Genomic DNA, 16,550 nt, shown 5'->3' with positions numbered 1-16,550 from the left:
TGACCAAATCAATTTGGCATTTTTCTGAAAATTGAACCAACTATTCCTGGAACCGTTTTCAATACGTATCAGATGTATAAGGGAAGATTGTTCACTAGCGCAAAAACATCATTTGGATGAAGAAAATTATATCCATTTATCTAGACTCCTTTAAAGGACTCTCACAGGCAGCCTGGCTTTTGGCTGTTGTTATGCTGATCAACAGAATGGGGAGTATGGTTATCCCTTTTTTGGGTTTATATATGACGCAGGTCCTTCATTTTAACATCAAGCAGATCGGAATAGTTCTGATGAGTTACGGCATCGGTTCCGTATGTGGGTCCTATATCGGTGGTTGGCTTACCGATCGCATTGGCAGCTTTAAGGTACAGTTTGGTAGCTTGGTGCTGGCTGCCCCACTGTTCCTGTTGATTCCCTGGTTTAAGGAGGTTCAGTCCTTATCGGCAATGATTTTCACGCTCAGCCTTATATTTGACGCATTCAGGCCAGCGAATTCTGTATCTGTCGCAAGCTACGCCAAACCAGAAAATATTACACGTGCATTCTCCCTAAACCGTCTGGCGATAAACTTGGGATTTTCCATTGGCCCGGCAGTTGCGGGATTTCTCGCTACCATCTCGTTCGACTGGATCTTCTATGGAAATTCCTTTGCCGTTATGTCCGCCGCAATTATTTTCTTTATGTTTTTCCATAAAAGACAGAAACGGACAGTCGTCAAAACAAACAAGGAAATACTGTCAGCGACTGATACCGTGCAGAGCAGAAACCCCTATACCGACATCCCATTTATCCTGTTTAACATTTTCTGTTGCATCTTCTCGTTCTGCTTCTTTCAGCTTATTACAACATTACCATTGTTTTATAGACAGGTGCATCATTTAGATGATCATCAGATTGGCTTTCTGTTGGGCTGGAGTGGCTTTGTGATCGTACTTTTGGAAATGTTCGTGGTTCACATCGCCGAAAAAAGATTCTCTCTGATCAGTACACTGGTATTCGGAACATTTTTATGTGCAAGTTCGTATGCCATGCTTAATTATATGGGTGGGCTGGGCTGGCTATATTTTACATTTCTTATTTTTGGTCTTGGCGAAATGCTTACCCTGCCTTTTATGGCGACGGTCTCGGTCAACCGGTCTACCCCAAAAACGCAGGGAGCATATATGGGATTCAATTCATTGGCATTCTCTGCTGCAAACATCTTCTCTCCGATCCTTGGCACTTCAATTGTAGATTCCTTTGGCTTCACTACCCTCTGGTGGGCAACTGCACTTACCTTATCACTGACAGCCTTGGGTTTCTACGTGGTATTGAAATGGATGCGATAATAAAAGGGCTTTGTCACAAGAAAACAAAGCCCTTTAAATGTCAGCAACTGATTACCAGATTTTGATCCTTTTGTCCATTGGCACATACATCTTGTCGCCAGGCTTTGTATTCCAGGCTTCATGGAAAGCATCCAGATTGATGATAGGTGCAAATGCCCGGTATTGCGCCGGAGAATGTGGATCGGTTTTTACCTGATTGACGACAAATTCATCCGTTGTTTTCGTGCGCCAGATCGTAGCCCACGAAAGGAAGAAGCGTTGATTCTGCGTAAATCCGTCGATCAGGCCTGGATCCCCTTTATCTTTTAAATAAAGCTGCAACGCATCAAACGCTACCGATGACCCTCCTAGATCACCGATATTTTCACCGAGTGTAAAGCGTCCGTTCACAAAGACTCCCGGTACAGGTTCATAACTTTCAAACTGTTTCACCAACGCATCTGCAGCCGCTTCAAATTTTGCTTTGTCAGCGTCTGTCCACCAATTGTTTAAATTACCGTTCCCATCATATTTTGCTCCCTGATCGTCAAAGCCATGTGAAAGCTCATGACCGATCACAGCGCCAATTCCACCAAAATTAACAGCAGCGTCAGCTTTGTAATCGTAAAAAGGAGGTTGTAAAATGGCGGCTGGAAATACAATCTCGTTGAAAAGTGGACTATAATAAGCATTTACGGTCTGTGGTGTCATGCCCCATTCCGATTTATCCACAGGTTTCCCTTGCTTTGCAAGATTTTCATAAAATGACCACTTGCTTGCTGCAACTACATTACCATATAACGAAGTGCCAATATCGAGTTTGCTATAATCCTTCCACTTGTCCGGATAACCGATCTTCACCTTAAATTTCGATAATTTCTCAAGTGCTTTCACCTTCGTATCAGCAGACATCCACGCAAGACCATTAATATGCTGCCCAAAGGCTTTAATCAGATAGCGGACAAGTTCTTCCGCATCAGCCTTGGCCTGTGGCGGAAAATTCTGTTTAACATATAACTTCCCGAGGAGCTCGCCCGCAATGGAGTTGACAAATTCTACACCTCGTTTATCCAATGCTCTCTGCTCCTTCTGTCCTTTCAGCTTGCGGCCCCAAAAGTCAAAGTACAAATCATTGAGCTCTTGTGTCGTATAGGAGGCTGCGGTATTCAACACATGGAAGGTCAATACATCTTTGATAATAGGAAGATTCTGAGGATTGAAAAAAGCATCGAGATTTTGATAGTACTTTATTTCAGATATAATGACGGTGTCTGCTTTGAAACCCACATCCTGTAGATATTTCGCCAGGTCGATGTTTTTTACCATTCTCTTCAAATCAGCTACCGCAACCGGATTATAGCGACCGTTGGCATCACGGGACTGTTCAACAGTCTTAAGATGGGCAGCAGCCTGCTTTTCAAAAGCAACGATTGCCGGTCCTTTCAGGTCCTTTGTGCGTTGGCCGGATTTACTGTACAATGCGGAGATATAATCCGAATAATCTCTTAAAGTCTCTTCATTCTTCTGATCGTTAACCTGATAATAAGACCGCCCCAATCCGAGATTGGCAGCAGCTAAATAGACAGTATTCACATCAGAATTTTTAAGATGCGCCGATACATAACCGCCGAAGAAAGGATTACCTCCCCTGGGCGCAGCTTCAACGAGGTAGCTATAGAGATCATTGAAGTTTTTAATCGCCGCAATTTTTTCTAGGTAAGGCTTCACAGGTGCCAACCCAAGCTGATCACGGGTTTTCATATCGACAAAAGAACGATACAAATCACCAATTTTTTGGTTATCAGTACCTTTTTCAAACTTGCCGGTCAGCGACTCTTGCAATACCTTCAATGTAGCGATGTCCGTATTCTCACGTAGTTCGTCAAACGAACCCCAGCGCGCTTTATCAGATGGTATTTTGGCGGTTTTCATCCACTGACCGTTTACAAAGTTGTAAAAGTCGTCCTGAGGACGGACGCTTTTATCCATGTAACTGACATTGATAGCCTGATGTTGGGCTTGGCTTGACAATGCACTACAGGCCAGCAAAGCGGCTAACAGTATATTTCTCTTCATGTATAATATTAGTTTGTTATCAATCGGTACAAACTTAAGAAAAGTTCTGCGATAGTTTCTGCAACAAAAATATTGTTTTGCGGATAACGCCTTTGTCCATCCGGTTTAGGTTTCTCTCCGGTTTCTGGTAGCTCTACGTAGGACGAGGAGAAAGACAACTAAAAATAACGCTGCACCGGCGATCCACAGCCAAGGGTTGGCATACCATAAGGTACCGCTGGCCTCTTTGAGCTTCTGTTCTTCCTTAATCGGCACCTGCGCTTCCAGCTGAAACAGAGGAAGCAACAAACAACATGCTAATAATATCTTTTCCATATCACTCCAGATTTATTAGTTAGAATACCTTTCTAACTATTTTTGTTTTTAGGAAGTGAATTTTATGAGCAAGACTTCTGGCAGCGTCTATACCTGCTTAATTATTTTGCCGGATCTCGCCTAAGTGCACTACATCCTTTAAATCAAATGGCGTTTCTTGATAAACAAAATAATTGAGCCAGTTGTTAAACAGTAGATTAGCATGGCTTGTCCAACGGACCAACGGTCTGTTTTCCGGATTATCGTCAGTATAGTAGTTGACTGGCATCTGAATTTTCTGTCCTTTTTCCAGATCCCGCCTGTATTCTTCATCAAGCGTGAACGGAGCATATTCTGAGTGTCCTGTTAAATAGAATTCCCTACCGCCACGGGAAGAAGCAATGGCAATCCCCGCTTCGGGAGATTCGCAGAGAATTTCTATGCCCTCCGTTGACAATAAATCTTCTTTTTCGACAGTGGTATGTCTGCTGTGAGGAATAAAGAATTCATCATCAAACCCACGGAACAAAGGATGCCGCTTATCGAGTGCAGTATGCTTGAAAACACCAAAAAGTTTCTCATCCAATGGTTTCTTCTCCACTCCGTAAAAATGATATAACGCTGCCTGTGACGCCCAGCAAATGTATAAACTCGAAGTCACGTGCGTCCTGGCCCAGTCAAAAATAGTCCGAATTTCATCCCAATAGGTCACTTCTTCAAACCGGACCATCTCTACTGGAGCTCCAGTAATAATCATTCCGTCATAGAAATTCTCTTTTACTTCACTAAGACTTTTATAAAACATCTCTAGGTGTTCCTCTGGAGTGTTTTTGGAAACGTGCGTTTCCAGTCGCAGAAACTCCATCTCGACCTGCAAAGGATTGTTGGATAACAGACGGATAAAATCGGTTTCCGTCGTGATCTTCAATGGCATCAAATTAAGGACCAGGACACGAAGCGGCCTGATATCCTGTTCATTGGCCCGAAGGTCACTCATGACGAAAATGTTCTCCTTTTTTAAAAGCTCAATCGCGGGAAGATTATTAGGAAGTTTGACTGGCATATATAATTTCTCCTTGTACAATGATGTACAAAATTAGCAAGAATATAACAGAAAATTAAACAAAACCTTAAATTAACAAGGTATTTGTTTACGTTTTATTATTGCCACACTCACTCATCTGTTAGCTGCTGAAGAGCTTTCCTGAACTTCTTCGAACCAAAGTCCATCCCCCCCACATGCTTATTGACCAGTTTCCCCGCCTTATCAAGAATAATCGTCGTCGGTATGCTCCGAGTATTCAGTTCTTGCGGCAGGCTGGTATGCAGCTGGTACAACGGAAGACTATACCCTCTCTTTTTTAAGAATTTAGCTGATTTTTTTAGGTTACCATCCATATCTACGGCCAGAAATACAATATGATTATTATACTGAAAGTCTTTGTACAACTGATCCAATGATGGCATTTCGGCCAAACATGGCGGACACCAGGTTGCCCAAAGGTTGATGACGACAACTTTACCTCGTAGTTGCGCTAAGCTCACCTTATGCCCCCTGCTGTTCTTAAAGCTCAATTCATATTTTTTAGATACCGGCGCTGTTATAGCTGCCGCTGCGCCAGTCGGCTTCGCATGACCGCCTACGTAGCAATACAAAGAGAAAAAGATCGTGCCGACAACACACCTGAACTTATGTTTCATTGAATTATCCTATTATTTCGATCCCATTGGGTGGATCAAAAATAAGATAAATTCCGTTCTATCCGAAATACAGATCATCCAGAATCGTTTTGGAATCCTCTATCACGGACTTTATCGGTAAGTTCTCAAGCACCGAGACCGGCCTGTGAAAAAGTTATTACAAACAAATTCGCCCCTAATCGTATTATATAAATAAAACAAGTTATTCAATATGAGCAAAGAAAAATCGATCCGTGAATTGCAAATTAATGGACATGTCTATCAATACAGTTCCATCAAAGATCTTTCTGAGGGCAAGGTTGACCACCTCCCCTTCAGTATTCGGATACTATTGGAAAATGTGTTACGTAATCATGATGGCTTCAGTATTACTGATGAACATATTAGCACCTTAATCAATTGGTCTCCGCAACCTGTTGACAAAGATATTCCATTCAAACCGGCGCGTATCCTGATGCAAGACTTTACAGGTGTACCAGCCGTTGTAGACATGGCTTCGCTTCGTGCCGAATTTGTCCGTCATGGCAAAGACGGACAGAAAATCAATCCTGCCATACCTGTTGACTTGGTGATTGACCACTCTGTACAGGTTGACTATTTTGGAACAGAATATTCTTACGATAAAAATGTGGAGCTCGAATATCAGCGTAACCGCGAACGTTACGAACTGCTCAAATGGGCGCAAAAAGGACTAAAAAATTTCACGGTGGTACCTCCCGGTATGGGCATATGTCATCAGGTAAATCTGGAATATCTAGCGAAGGGGGTTATTGAACGAGACAACTGGCTTTTTCCAGACACCCTCGTCGGTACAGACTCCCATACACCGATGGTCAACGGAATAGGCGTTTTAGGCTGGGGTGTGGGCGGTATCGAGGCTGAGGCCGCTATGCTTGGGCAGCCCGTTTTCTTTACCTGTCCAGAGGTCATCGGACTCAAGCTCACGGGTAGAATCCCGGCGATGTGCACTGCGACGGATATGGTGCTGTCAATTACCAAAATCCTACGCGACAAGGGTGTTGTCGGCAAATTTGTGGAAGTGTTTGGTGATGGACTGGACAGTTTGTCTGTAACGGATCGGGCTACCATATCCAATATGTCACCCGAATTCGGATGTACAGTCACCTATTTTCCCATAGATGACCGCACATTGGAATATATGCACAGTACAAACCGCACCGCGGAGCAGATCAAAATCGTGGAAGAATATTGTAAGCGCAACCTCCTTTGGCGTACGGGGCATGAGCAGATCACCTATTCGTCGGTTGTAGAATTTGACTTATCCACTCTGGAACCTACAGTTTCGGGTCCAAAGCGGCCACAAGATAAAATTCTGGTACGCGAGCTAAAAGACAAGTTCTCAGAACTGCTGGATAGCGAGCATCATAGGCAATATGTGCCTATCCCTCAACGATCGGAGTCTGCCTGGCTTTTGGAAGGCGGTTCTGGCACAGAATTTACCTTCGGGAAAGTTCCGGTCGAACATGCATCACCGCATGAAGTCATTGCCGAATCGATACATGGCGTGAGAATAAAACACAATCATAAAGAATATGTCGTCAGTGATGGCAGCATTGCGATCGCGGCCATCACGAGCTGTACGAATACCTCGAACCCTGCTGTTATGATTGGGGCGGGTCTGTTGGCGAGAAATGCTATAGAGCGTGGCTTACGGACAAAATCTTGGGTTAAAACGTCTCTGGCTCCTGGCTCAAAGGTGGTTACACAGTACTTGGAAAGGTCAGGGCTTAGTGCAGACCTTGATGCGCTGAGATTCCATACGGTAGGTTATGGCTGTACCTCCTGTATTGGAAACTCGGGACCATTGCCCCCTCAAATTGCTGAAGCTGTGGAGAAGGGCGAACTGATCGTCGCCTCGGTACTTTCAGGCAATCGCAATTTTGAAGCCCGTGTTCACCCACAAGTAAAAATGAACTTCCTGATGTCACCAATGCTCGTCGTAGCGTATGCGCTTGTCGGTCGCATTGACGTCAACTTATTGGAAGAACCTCTCGACTACGACCCAAATGGCCAGCCCGTATACCTTCGGGATATCTGGCCCAGCCGCGAAGAGATTCAAAAAACTGTCGCCGATTGTGTTAAACAGTCGGACTTTCAGGAAGTCTATAATGTCATTTTTGACGGCTCTACGGATTGGCAGGAACTTAAGGTCAATTTGGACCAAAACTACCAATGGGATCCGGCCTCAACGTATATCAAGGAATCGCCGTTTTTTGAAAACCTTCAAGCGGTTCCAAAACCAATCCAGGACATCGAGAATGCGAGGGTATTGCTTTATCTCGGTGACTCGGTAACGACGGACCATATTTCTCCTGCCGGTTCATTTAAGGAGAATACTGCAGCGGGACAGTATCTTAAAGCCCATCAGGTAGACAAGGAAGACTTCAACTCTTATGGATCTAGACGTGGTAATCACGAAGTTATGATGCGGGGTACTTTTGCTAACGTACGAATCAAAAATAAAATTAGCGATCGCGAGGGTGGATTCAGCCGTTACCTACCGACCAACGAAGTTAAAACTGTTTACGACACGGCAATGGAGTATCGTAAAACAAACACACCACTGATCGTATTAGCCGGCAAAGAATACGGTTCGGGGTCATCACGGGACTGGGCTGCCAAAGGCACATTCTTGCTCGGTGTACGTGCTGTAATTGCCGAAAGTTTTGAACGTATACACCGAAGCAATCTCGTGGGCATGGGTGTGGCGCCGCTTGTTTTTGCCAACGGTGAAAATGCAGAGAGACTTGGGCTTGATGGAACTGAAGAATATAATATTACAGGCCTCGCAGAAGATCTGACACCACACAAGTTGTTGCAGGTAAAAGCGACACACGAAAATGGTAAGACTACGGAATTCCAAGTTAAAGCCCGGTTGGATTCAGCGATAGAAATTGAGTATTTTAAAAATGACGGAATCCTACAATATGTACTGCGACAATATTTGAAAAATAATTAACACGGAGCACCTCCGATATAAATAGAAAATGGGGCGCTATACACAGTAGCGCCCCTTATAACCTATATAAACCTACCAGAGTCTCATCAGACAGTATTCCAGCATGCTATGGACATATATCTGTTATATATTACTGTATGGCTGCACAAAAATAGTATTGCCAACTACTATATTTACTCCCTGAAAACCGCCATTTTTTAAAGATCGCTCTTTGAAGCCAAGTAAAAGGGGTATAAGGTACTCCCTTTGCCAACGGTAGCCCCATAGCCATTGAACAATTTCATTTCGGACATGCTGCCCATCCGATCTTTGTCAGCCAGCTAGCCTTATTAAATAACGGATTTCAGGGATAAAAGAGGCTACTATGAATGTGCATCTTTGCCACTCAAAATTGATTGCTCACAAAACTTTTTCTGATGAAAAAAACACTTCTGTCCCTATCGGTTCTATTGGCAGCAAATAATTTATCATTTGCTCAAATCCAAAAAGCATTTAAAATCAATTATGCGTTTGTCTTGACTGACGGTAGTCAAGAACGTGGTGAGGAGGCGCCCGTTACCCTATTTGAAGCATATGTAAACACTGAAAAGATCAAAGTCATCTCTCTTGCACAAGAATCAATTTTTCTCGCGAAAAAGAAAGAAGACAAATCTATCGTTGTCTACCCTGCATTGTCAAAGTATATCGTGAATGCAGAGCAGGCCGTGTCATATAAACTGAAACTAATTGATGGCGAAACGAAAACTATCGCAGAGTATCCCTGCAAGCTGGCACAGCTTGAGCTAACAAATATTAACGATGCTGAAGAAAATACGATCCTTTCGGTCTGGTATAGTGATAAACTTCCTGTCACCTATTGGGAAGGAGCCGATATTTTCAAAAAAATTCCTGGTGCCGTATTGCAGGTCACTACGCCCTTTGGCACGGATCTCGTCGCGCAAAGTGTTGAGAGTAGCCAGCTAGACGATAAGGACTTTATTATACCAGAGGATTACGTTCAGGTTGAATCCACTTCTCAGGATGCGCAGAGCGATCTGACAGATAATCAGGTCGCAGAAGATCGATTTTTATATGAAGACGAGTCAGGTCGCGTCGGCCTAAAAAATGGTAAGCAGGATATCATTGTGCCAGCTATATACCGTTATATTGCTCCATTTGTCGGAGCGACCGGCATTGCTCAATCTGAAGATAACAAATATGGTGCTATCGATGTTGCTGGTAAAGTAACCGTCCCCTTTGAATATGATTATTTAGCTTATGATGACAATACAGGACAATATATTTTTGGGATAAATGAAAAATACGGCATACTTGGCAACGACAGCAAAACCATTATTCCAGCAAAATATGATATGATTTCTTTTATCAAAGACGGATATGCAGTATTCCAGCAACAGGAAAAATATGGGATAATAAACCAATCTGGTAAAATTATTGTTCCGGCCAACTATAGTTATATCTCTGAAAACAATGGTACTCATTTTATCAGCATTGACAACGATCTATACAGCCTGGTCGAACTGAAATCCAATAAAGTCGTTTCCTCTACCTACGATTTTATTTCCATCACTGACGAACCGACACGTTTTCTAGCCAGCAAAGATGGTAAGTATGGTTATCTAGATGGACAGGGACAAGTTGCTATTCCCTTTATTTACGAAGGTGCCACTGCATTTTATGACGGATTGGCCTCTGTTACCGTCGAAGGCTCCGATGATGTGATCCTGATTAATATCAAAGGCGAGCAAGTGGAAATAGATGCTTCTGCCGAGGAAGAAGTTGATTAATGGTAGGCGGGCAGACGATATGCCCGCCCATATCCCAAGAATGCGCGGCACGATCAATGCGGGCTCACCACATTCTTTTTACCGACTATTTTTTTACCGATTGTGAATAATGCGACGGCAATAATACCACCGGCAAGACCAAATAATAATTCCTTGACTATTCCTGGAAAACTGGGCAGCACATGGTGAAGAAAATCAATATAGTGGGAGAAAATACCACCAGAAACCAAGATCAGTGCAATCGTCCCTACGACAGCGAGCAGCTTTATAATTAATGGCAAAGCACGAACCAGCAACCTTCCCAAACTGGCTACTGGCCCTTTCTCATTCGCGGTCTTAATCAATTTATATCCGGCATCATCCATTCGGACAATCAACGCTACAATACCATATACCCCCACTGTTGCTAAAAGAGCCACTACACAGACGGTAATAATCTGTAAAGTGAGACTCTTATCCAGCACGGTGCCAAGAGCAATAATGACGATTTCCACGGATAGTATAAAATCGGTGGTAATGGCTGATTTAACTTTTGCTTTCTCCGCCTCCGCCGTATTCTCCTCGATTACTTCCTCTACATTGGTCTCGCCCTCATGGTGCTTGCGGTGAAATAGATATTCTATGATCTTTTCTACACCTTCAAATGCCAGGTAAAATCCTCCCAAAATCAAAATGTACTTGATGGCTATGGGGAAAAAGACATTCAATAATAAGGCAATCGGCACAATGATCAGTTTGTTGACAAGCGAGCCTTTGGTAATGGCCCACAGGACCGGTAGCTCGCGTGATGCCAAAAAACCGGTCGCTTTCTCCGCATTTACAGCGAGATCATCCCCCAGTATTCCAGCGGTTTTCTTGGTTGCGATCTTGCTCGCCACAGCAACATCATCCATGAGTGCGGCAATATCATCTAAAATTGCAAATATTCCTGAAGCCATATATGTTAAAATTCTGAACGTAAAAATATAAATTAAATCCAATTTCGAACTCACGATTTAATTAAACTTTAAAAATTAGCTTCGAATAGATTGGCTATAATTGCGTATTTTAGAGATAAAATAGACCGCGTATGAAAAAAAACCTTTCCACCGAAGACCGAAGAACAATTAGCCTTACTCCTAACGCTAAGATCAAGATTCGAAGCGAACCTTTCCAGACATGTCGGACTGAAATGGGATAGCATTCAGCAACGGCTGGAGGCGGCCCCACCCAAACTGTGGAGCTTGCAACAAATGGAAGATACTGACGGACAACCAGATGTCATCGGTATAGATAATGATACCGGTCAATACCTTTTTGTGGACTGTGCTCCGGAAAGTCCCAAAGGGCGCCGTAGCCTATGTTATGACCAGCGGGCCTGGGAAGAAAGAAAGGAAAATCGGCCCGACGATAGTGCTTTGGGAATCGCGGAAAAAATGGGCGTACAATTGCTTACAGAACAACAATACCGTCAGCTGCAGAAATTAGGAAATTTCGATCTTAAAACGTCAAGCTGGATTTTGACTCCACCGGACATTCGTAAGCTGGGCGGCGCTCTCTTCTGTGATCGACGCTATGATCATGTCTTCACCTATCATAACGGTGCCACTTCTTACTATGCGGCTAGGGGTTTTAGGGCTATACTATTTGTGTAGCCCATATACACCTCATTTCAGGAAATTGAGTATGGCAAATGAGCTTAGCCAGCTTTTAAGTTTCTGTAGGCCTGTTCTGTCGACACAACGGTCTTCACCGCTCTCTATTTATCAAGCCGGGAGGACCGGTTTGAGGAAAAGATAGTCTCATGTATTAAATTAATTGATTGCCTCCCACTGATGACATAGGTTTGTCATTGATAGGGTTTATTTTTGATGCAATTAGACAGACGGCAAATACCGACAAGGATGTCAGTACCCGTCATGACAACAATCATTTAATATATATGGAAAATACGCTTATCCCTTCTTTTAACATCATCGGTATTTCGGTTCGCACCTGGAATCAGGGCGAACAAGCAGCCAGCGATATCGCTGCGCTTTGGAACGAGTTCTTCCAAAACAATTTGATACACAGGATTCCCAATAGGATCGGCGATGATGTGTATTGTGTATACACTGAATATGAAAAAGACCACACGGCGCCGTATACGACAATACTTGGCTGTAAAGTAGCCTCATTGGACGACGTACCAGAAGATATGGATGGAATCCGCATTTTAGAAAGCCATTACAAGCGGTTCGAGGCAATAGGAAATCTACAACAGGGTGCGGTGTACCAAACATGGCAACAAATATGGACGGCAGATTTGCCTCGTGCTTATACCGCAGATTTCGAAGTTTACGGATCAGACTCAAAAGATCCAAAGGATGCGAAAGTTGATATTTTCATCGCTATTAAGGAATAATATACCCTTTCTTCTCCGCCAAGGTGACGTGACGCGTCGTCTTGGCGTTATGTTGCGTACTATGGGCGATTGAGCAACAAATCTTAAGTCATAGCGATGGAGCATTTATTTTAAATAAAATAACACTTACCTTTGTGGCGGTCTAAAACGAATATACTATGCAGGGCAATACCGCACATCGGAAAAAAATTATTCAATATAGCTATTTAAAACTTATCGGAAGTTCAATTTTTGTAAGTATAATTTGCTGTGTACTTGCTTATTCTTTAAAACATTTCACAGGGCATGTACAGGATCAGCTATTCGAATGGGTAAACTCATGGGACCGCTATCTTCTGATTATCTTTCCGAGTATAGGCGTCACAGCAATTTATTTCTTACGTAAATACGTCTTCCAGAATAGAAAAAATAAAGGGATCAAAGAGATCTACACGACACTGGAAACGCGCAAGGACCATCTGCCCTTCTTCAAAATTCCCTCACATTACATCAACGGTTTCCTGACCGTGATTTTTGGAGGCTCCACTGGCGTCGAAGTTTCTACTGTTGTTGCCACCGCTACTGTGGGCAACCAGGCTTACAAACGTTTGCATACCTCCTGGGCTTATAAGACCGAGTTAATCTGTGCAGGAGTGATCGCTGGAGTGACATTGCTGTTTGGAAGTGCGCTAGGCGGCCTACTGTTTGCCTTCGAAGTGATCGCCAGAAAGCTTAATAGAACCTTATTAATCAGCGGAATAAGTTCCATGCTTGTTGCATCTGTATTTGTGCACTACGTAGATTCCAGCCCGCTATTCGGGTTTGAGGTGAAGCAATGGCAGTGGGAGACTACGCCTTATGTTATCATCTTAGGTCTAATTGGTGGTGTATTTGCGCTTTATTTCACTAAAATCGTTATTTACGCCAAAACGTTTTTCGGTGGTATAAAAAACAATTTTATACGGGTCAATTTGGGTGCGGTTACTGTAGGTTTGTTTATTTTTTTCTTGCCCGCGTTATATGGAGATAGCTACCATGGTCTCGGCAAGATACTAGAAGAGGGAATGCATTCGCCGGACAAGCTCGTCTATTTTGTCCCTGTAATTCTATTGATCTTCTTAAAGCCGCTCGCTGCTTCATTGACTTTAGGTGCAGGTGGTGATGGAGGTGTTTTCGCTCCGAGCATTGTGACCGGAGCTTTTTTAGGTATTTGCTTCGCACAGCTGTGCAACCATTACTTAGGAAGCCATCTGATTGTGATCAATTTTGCGTTATTTGGTGCCGCTGCCATGCTTTCAGCTGCTATCCACGCTCCTTTTACAGCCATATTTATTATAGCAAGTATTGTTCCTTCAGGGCATTTACTACTTATTCCGCTCTTGGTCTCAAGCCTTATTGCGAAAGTACTCGCCAAAAGGATCTACCCGTACAACGTATATACCTATAAAGAAGTTGCTCACAGCTAAACATCCGAATCTGAATGCAGCGCTCCGCCCCAGCTTACTGAGGGACGAAGTTGGAAGCGCAGCGCTGCATGACATCGTCGTCAATCTTCCCGGCGACCGTCGTCAGCCATTCGTACCATTTTGGGAGCAAACTGTGCGACTACATCCACCAAGTCTTTCTGAGCAGCCATCACCTCATGGATATTTTTGTATGCCATTGGCGCCTCATCCATCCCAGCTCCAAGTAGTGTAACTCCTTCATCAGCAAGCAATCTATTAAGGTCATCTGTAGAAAGAGTTTTAACCGCCTGTGTACGGCTCATCAAACGGCCCGCGCCATGGGATGCAGATGCAATCGACGCGGTCGCGCCTTTTCCACGGACCAAAAAACCAGGCGAAGCCATGGAACCGGGAATAATGCCCAGGACACCTTTGGCGGCCGGGGTAGCTCCTTTACGATGAACGATAACCTCCTGTCCGTTCCATTTTTCTTTCCAAGCAAAATTATGATGATTCTCTACTTTGGCAAGTAACCCCGCCCCTAACGCCAGCCTGATCTTTTCGTGGATGACCTCATGACAAGCTGACGCATAATCACCTGCAAGGTTCATGGCCAACCAATATTCCTGCCCCTCCGCGCTGTTTAAGTCCAAATAAGCTAGGTTTTCCGCCTTATAGGGTAGTTTACACAAGCTTTTTGCTAATTTAGTATAATGTGCAGCAACTGTCGCACCCAATCCACGCGATCCCGAATGGGTAAGCAAACCCAAATATTGCCCCTTTTCAATATCGAGCCTTTCATCTCGCTCAGTAAACTCGACGATACCGAACTCGACAAAGTGATTGCCTCCACCCGAAGATCCCAATTGTGTCCACGCCTTATCTTTCAGGGACGCCAGCAAAGAATTCTCCTTAAATAAGGGGTCCTCCAAAACGACATGGTCCACGCGCTCGTGTTTCAGATAGCCATTGCCCGCTCCAAACCGTGTATGCTTCATAATGACGTCCTTTAAAAAAGCCTGATGCGTCTCTAACAACCCTATTGGGAGATCAAAGATCGAAAGTGCCATACGGCAGCCGATATCCACGCCAACTCCGTAAGGGATGACGGCATTGTTTGTGGCCAACACACCTCCTATCGGAAGCCCGTATCCTTGGTGGGCGTCGGGCATCAATGCGCCAGCCACTGTGACAGGTAGCTTCATGGCGATATGCATCTGATCTTTGGCACCCGTTTCTATCGCTGATTCGCCATATATTGTGAAGGCCAGCGGGCGTTCATTGAGCGGTATCAACGAAGCATCAATAGCCTCTTCATCCAAAATGGCTGCAGCAAGTACCTGAAAGATAGCATCCTCAAGATATTCCGAAGGGTTGTCAAGTACGGCCTTAAACTTCGCGAGCATTTCTGTACGGGTGAAACCATGACGTTTACTGTTGATTTTTAACGCAATACCTACTGTATGATTTTCTTTGTAGCCCAAAGCAACAATATCATTACCATTAATTCGTTTATTTTCCATATTTCTCAACGTTTAAAATTAAGGGGAAAACCTAAGTTCCCAAAGCAGGCGGCAATACCTCTTTACCATTACCGCCTGCGCCTCTTTTTAGCCAACATCTCATGATGGCCAGATATTCATATGTGCCATCAAAGAATTGTTATCATTGACATGACAAAGATCGTGACCTCATAACGCAAGTAATCTGCGTAATACATTAAGCAGAAGAAAAAGTTCTTAAGTAAGCTATAATAATCTGATTATAAGTACTAAAATTTACAATTCACGATCAGCTCATATCGTAAACAAGCCATGTACGCAATTAGATTGCGTATACGTTACGTTATACGATTTTTTTTGATATCATTTTCCAAGTTTCGAAAAGAGAACATCTTCACTTCTCTTTAGCTAACATCAGAAAATATCACTATATTCCGCTATATGGACCGAAAACAAAAAGAGCTAATTTAACGCTTTAAATATTATATTACATAACATGATGAATACCACCCCGCTTTATTCTTTATGTATCGTCGCCTTAACTGCTGCAGCCTGTACAAACAATCGGCACGGCCATATTCAGGAAACAACTGCCCACCGCAATCCTGTACATAGTGAATCCATTGGGCTCGCGAAAGACACCGAGCTGTTGTTATCCAAAAGAAGTGACCCCGGTAAAGATTGGCTGGAAAGCCTGTTCCAGTGTCATGGAAGTGAGACCGGCCCTTATTGCTATTACCTAGACCAAGAGGACAGTATATGTACAGCAAGGTTCAAAGCATTTCTGGAAGACGCAAACGCTATTTATGGACCATCAAATCTAAGCGAAGCTGAATTGGCAGTAGCGGAATCGGCGTATAAAGCAAAATGGAAAAGCATTTATCCGCTCCTTACGCAGGAAGTATGGCTATTTGGCCGCGGAAATGATGATGCTATCAGTATCAAAGACGTGATCATTTCAAAGATATCGTCTGATAGGTATATGGTTAATATTGACTATGGCGAGGGCATAAAAACACGAAACGAGGTACGGTTAGTTTTTGTGAACGGCCGGTTTAAAATCGATTATTGCCGAACCACATTTACAGAAAGCTGA

13 protein-coding genes are annotated in these 16,550 nt (G+C 43.6%); 7 read left to right on the top strand and 6 right to left on the bottom strand.

What is annotated here, in order from left to right; genetic code table 11:
• Positions 1–116: 116 nt before the first annotated feature.
• Positions 117–1,328, top strand: a complete 1,212-nt coding sequence (locus FGL37_RS20130; RefSeq protein ID WP_028069588.1) for an MFS transporter — start codon at positions 117–119, stop codon at positions 1,326–1,328.
• Positions 1,329–1,379: 51 nt separating this feature from the next.
• Here the strand turns inward: FGL37_RS20130 and FGL37_RS20125 are convergent, their stop codons facing one another.
• The 4 genes from FGL37_RS20125 to FGL37_RS20110 form a co-directional block, all read right to left on the bottom strand.
• Positions 1,380–3,383 carry a M13 family metallopeptidase gene (locus FGL37_RS20125; RefSeq protein WP_028069587.1) on the bottom strand — a complete coding sequence of 668 codons (2,004 nt, stop codon included), beginning with the start codon at positions 3,381–3,383 and terminating at the stop codon, positions 1,380–1,382.
• Between the two features lie 105 nt (positions 3,384–3,488).
• Positions 3,489–3,698: a hypothetical protein gene (locus tag FGL37_RS20120; protein WP_138096982.1), complete on the bottom strand. Its 210-nt coding sequence runs from the start codon at positions 3,696–3,698 to the stop codon at positions 3,489–3,491.
• A gap of 97 nt (positions 3,699–3,795) precedes the next feature.
• Positions 3,796–4,740: a homoserine O-acetyltransferase MetA gene (gene metA, locus FGL37_RS20115; protein WP_028069585.1), complete on the bottom strand. Its 945-nt coding sequence runs from the start codon at positions 4,738–4,740 to the stop codon at positions 3,796–3,798.
• A gap of 110 nt (positions 4,741–4,850) precedes the next feature.
• The gene (locus tag FGL37_RS20110) at positions 4,851–5,378 is read right to left on the bottom strand and encodes a TlpA family protein disulfide reductase (RefSeq protein ID WP_051606751.1); all 528 of its coding nucleotides are present in this window, start codon (positions 5,376–5,378) and stop codon (positions 4,851–4,853) included.
• A gap of 211 nt (positions 5,379–5,589) precedes the next feature.
• Here FGL37_RS20110 and acnA point away from each other — a divergent pair, with 211 nt between their 5' ends.
• On the top strand, positions 5,590–8,358 hold the full coding sequence (gene acnA, locus FGL37_RS20105; RefSeq protein ID WP_051606750.1) for an aconitate hydratase AcnA: 2,769 nt from the start codon (positions 5,590–5,592) through the stop codon (positions 8,356–8,358).
• A 416-nt stretch (positions 8,359–8,774) separates the two neighbouring features.
• The gene (locus tag FGL37_RS20100; protein ID WP_028069583.1) at positions 8,775–10,145 is read left to right on the top strand and encodes a WG repeat-containing protein; all 1,371 of its coding nucleotides are present in this window, start codon (positions 8,775–8,777) and stop codon (positions 10,143–10,145) included.
• Between the two features lie 53 nt (positions 10,146–10,198).
• Here the strand turns inward: FGL37_RS20100 and FGL37_RS20095 are convergent, their stop codons facing one another.
• Positions 10,199–11,083 (bottom strand): DUF808 domain-containing protein, encoded by an 885-nt coding sequence (locus FGL37_RS20095; protein WP_028069582.1) that lies wholly within the window; start codon positions 11,081–11,083, stop codon positions 10,199–10,201.
• A gap of 228 nt (positions 11,084–11,311) precedes the next feature.
• Between FGL37_RS20095 and FGL37_RS20090 the strand changes: the two genes are divergently transcribed.
• From FGL37_RS20090 to FGL37_RS20080, 3 genes are all read left to right on the top strand, one after another.
• The gene (locus FGL37_RS20090; RefSeq protein WP_317132255.1) at positions 11,312–11,779 is read left to right on the top strand and encodes a DUF4256 domain-containing protein; all 468 of its coding nucleotides are present in this window, start codon (positions 11,312–11,314) and stop codon (positions 11,777–11,779) included.
• 287 nt (positions 11,780–12,066) lie between these two features.
• Positions 12,067–12,528 carry a GyrI-like domain-containing protein gene (locus FGL37_RS20085; protein WP_028069581.1) on the top strand — a complete coding sequence of 154 codons (462 nt, stop codon included), beginning with the start codon at positions 12,067–12,069 and terminating at the stop codon, positions 12,526–12,528.
• A gap of 158 nt (positions 12,529–12,686) precedes the next feature.
• A complete protein-coding gene (locus tag FGL37_RS20080) occupies positions 12,687–13,973 on the top strand; it encodes a chloride channel protein (RefSeq protein WP_037533003.1) in 1,287 nt (428 codons plus the stop codon).
• An 80-nt stretch (positions 13,974–14,053) separates the two neighbouring features.
• On the opposite strand, the gene FGL37_RS20075 is transcribed toward FGL37_RS20080, so the two are convergent.
• Complete coding sequence (locus FGL37_RS20075; protein ID WP_037533001.1) at positions 14,054–15,475, bottom strand: RtcB family protein; 1,422 nt, start codon at positions 15,473–15,475, stop codon at positions 14,054–14,056.
• Positions 15,476–15,950: 475 nt separating this feature from the next.
• Here FGL37_RS20075 and FGL37_RS20070 point away from each other — a divergent pair, with 475 nt between their 5' ends.
• The gene (locus FGL37_RS20070) at positions 15,951–16,550 is read left to right on the top strand and encodes a hypothetical protein (protein ID WP_138096980.1); all 600 of its coding nucleotides are present in this window, start codon (positions 15,951–15,953) and stop codon (positions 16,548–16,550) included.

It is taken from the genome of Sphingobacterium thalpophilum, assembly GCF_901482695.1.
Classification (GTDB): domain Bacteria; phylum Bacteroidota; class Bacteroidia; order Sphingobacteriales; family Sphingobacteriaceae; genus Sphingobacterium; species Sphingobacterium thalpophilum.
Note: the sequence above shows the minus strand (reverse complement) of the source record. Positions and strands in the feature narration are given on the sequence as shown.

Coding starts and splice junctions, on each gene's coding strand:
- FGL37_RS20130 (WP_028069588.1), top strand. CDS start 117: ATGAAGAAAATTATATCCATTTATCTAGACTCCTTTAAAGGACTCTCA.
- FGL37_RS20125 (WP_028069587.1), bottom strand. CDS start 3,383: ATGAAGAGAAATATACTGTTAGCCGCTTTGCTGGCCTGTAGTGCATTG.
- FGL37_RS20120 (WP_138096982.1), bottom strand. CDS start 3,698: ATGGAAAAGATATTATTAGCATGTTGTTTGTTGCTTCCTCTGTTTCAG.
- metA (WP_028069585.1), bottom strand. CDS start 4,740: ATGCCAGTCAAACTTCCTAATAATCTTCCCGCGATTGAGCTTTTAAAA.
- FGL37_RS20110 (WP_051606751.1), bottom strand. CDS start 5,378: ATGAAACATAAGTTCAGGTGTGTTGTCGGCACGATCTTTTTCTCTTTG.
- acnA (WP_051606750.1), top strand. CDS start 5,590: ATGAGCAAAGAAAAATCGATCCGTGAATTGCAAATTAATGGACATGTC.
- FGL37_RS20100 (WP_028069583.1), top strand. CDS start 8,775: ATGAAAAAAACACTTCTGTCCCTATCGGTTCTATTGGCAGCAAATAAT.
- FGL37_RS20095 (WP_028069582.1), bottom strand. CDS start 11,083: ATGGCTTCAGGAATATTTGCAATTTTAGATGATATTGCCGCACTCATG.
- FGL37_RS20085 (WP_028069581.1), top strand. CDS start 12,067: ATGGAAAATACGCTTATCCCTTCTTTTAACATCATCGGTATTTCGGTT.
- FGL37_RS20080 (WP_037533003.1), top strand. CDS start 12,687: ATGCAGGGCAATACCGCACATCGGAAAAAAATTATTCAATATAGCTAT.
- FGL37_RS20075 (WP_037533001.1), bottom strand. CDS start 15,475: ATGGAAAATAAACGAATTAATGGTAATGATATTGTTGCTTTGGGCTAC.
- FGL37_RS20070 (WP_138096980.1), top strand. CDS start 15,951: ATGATGAATACCACCCCGCTTTATTCTTTATGTATCGTCGCCTTAACT.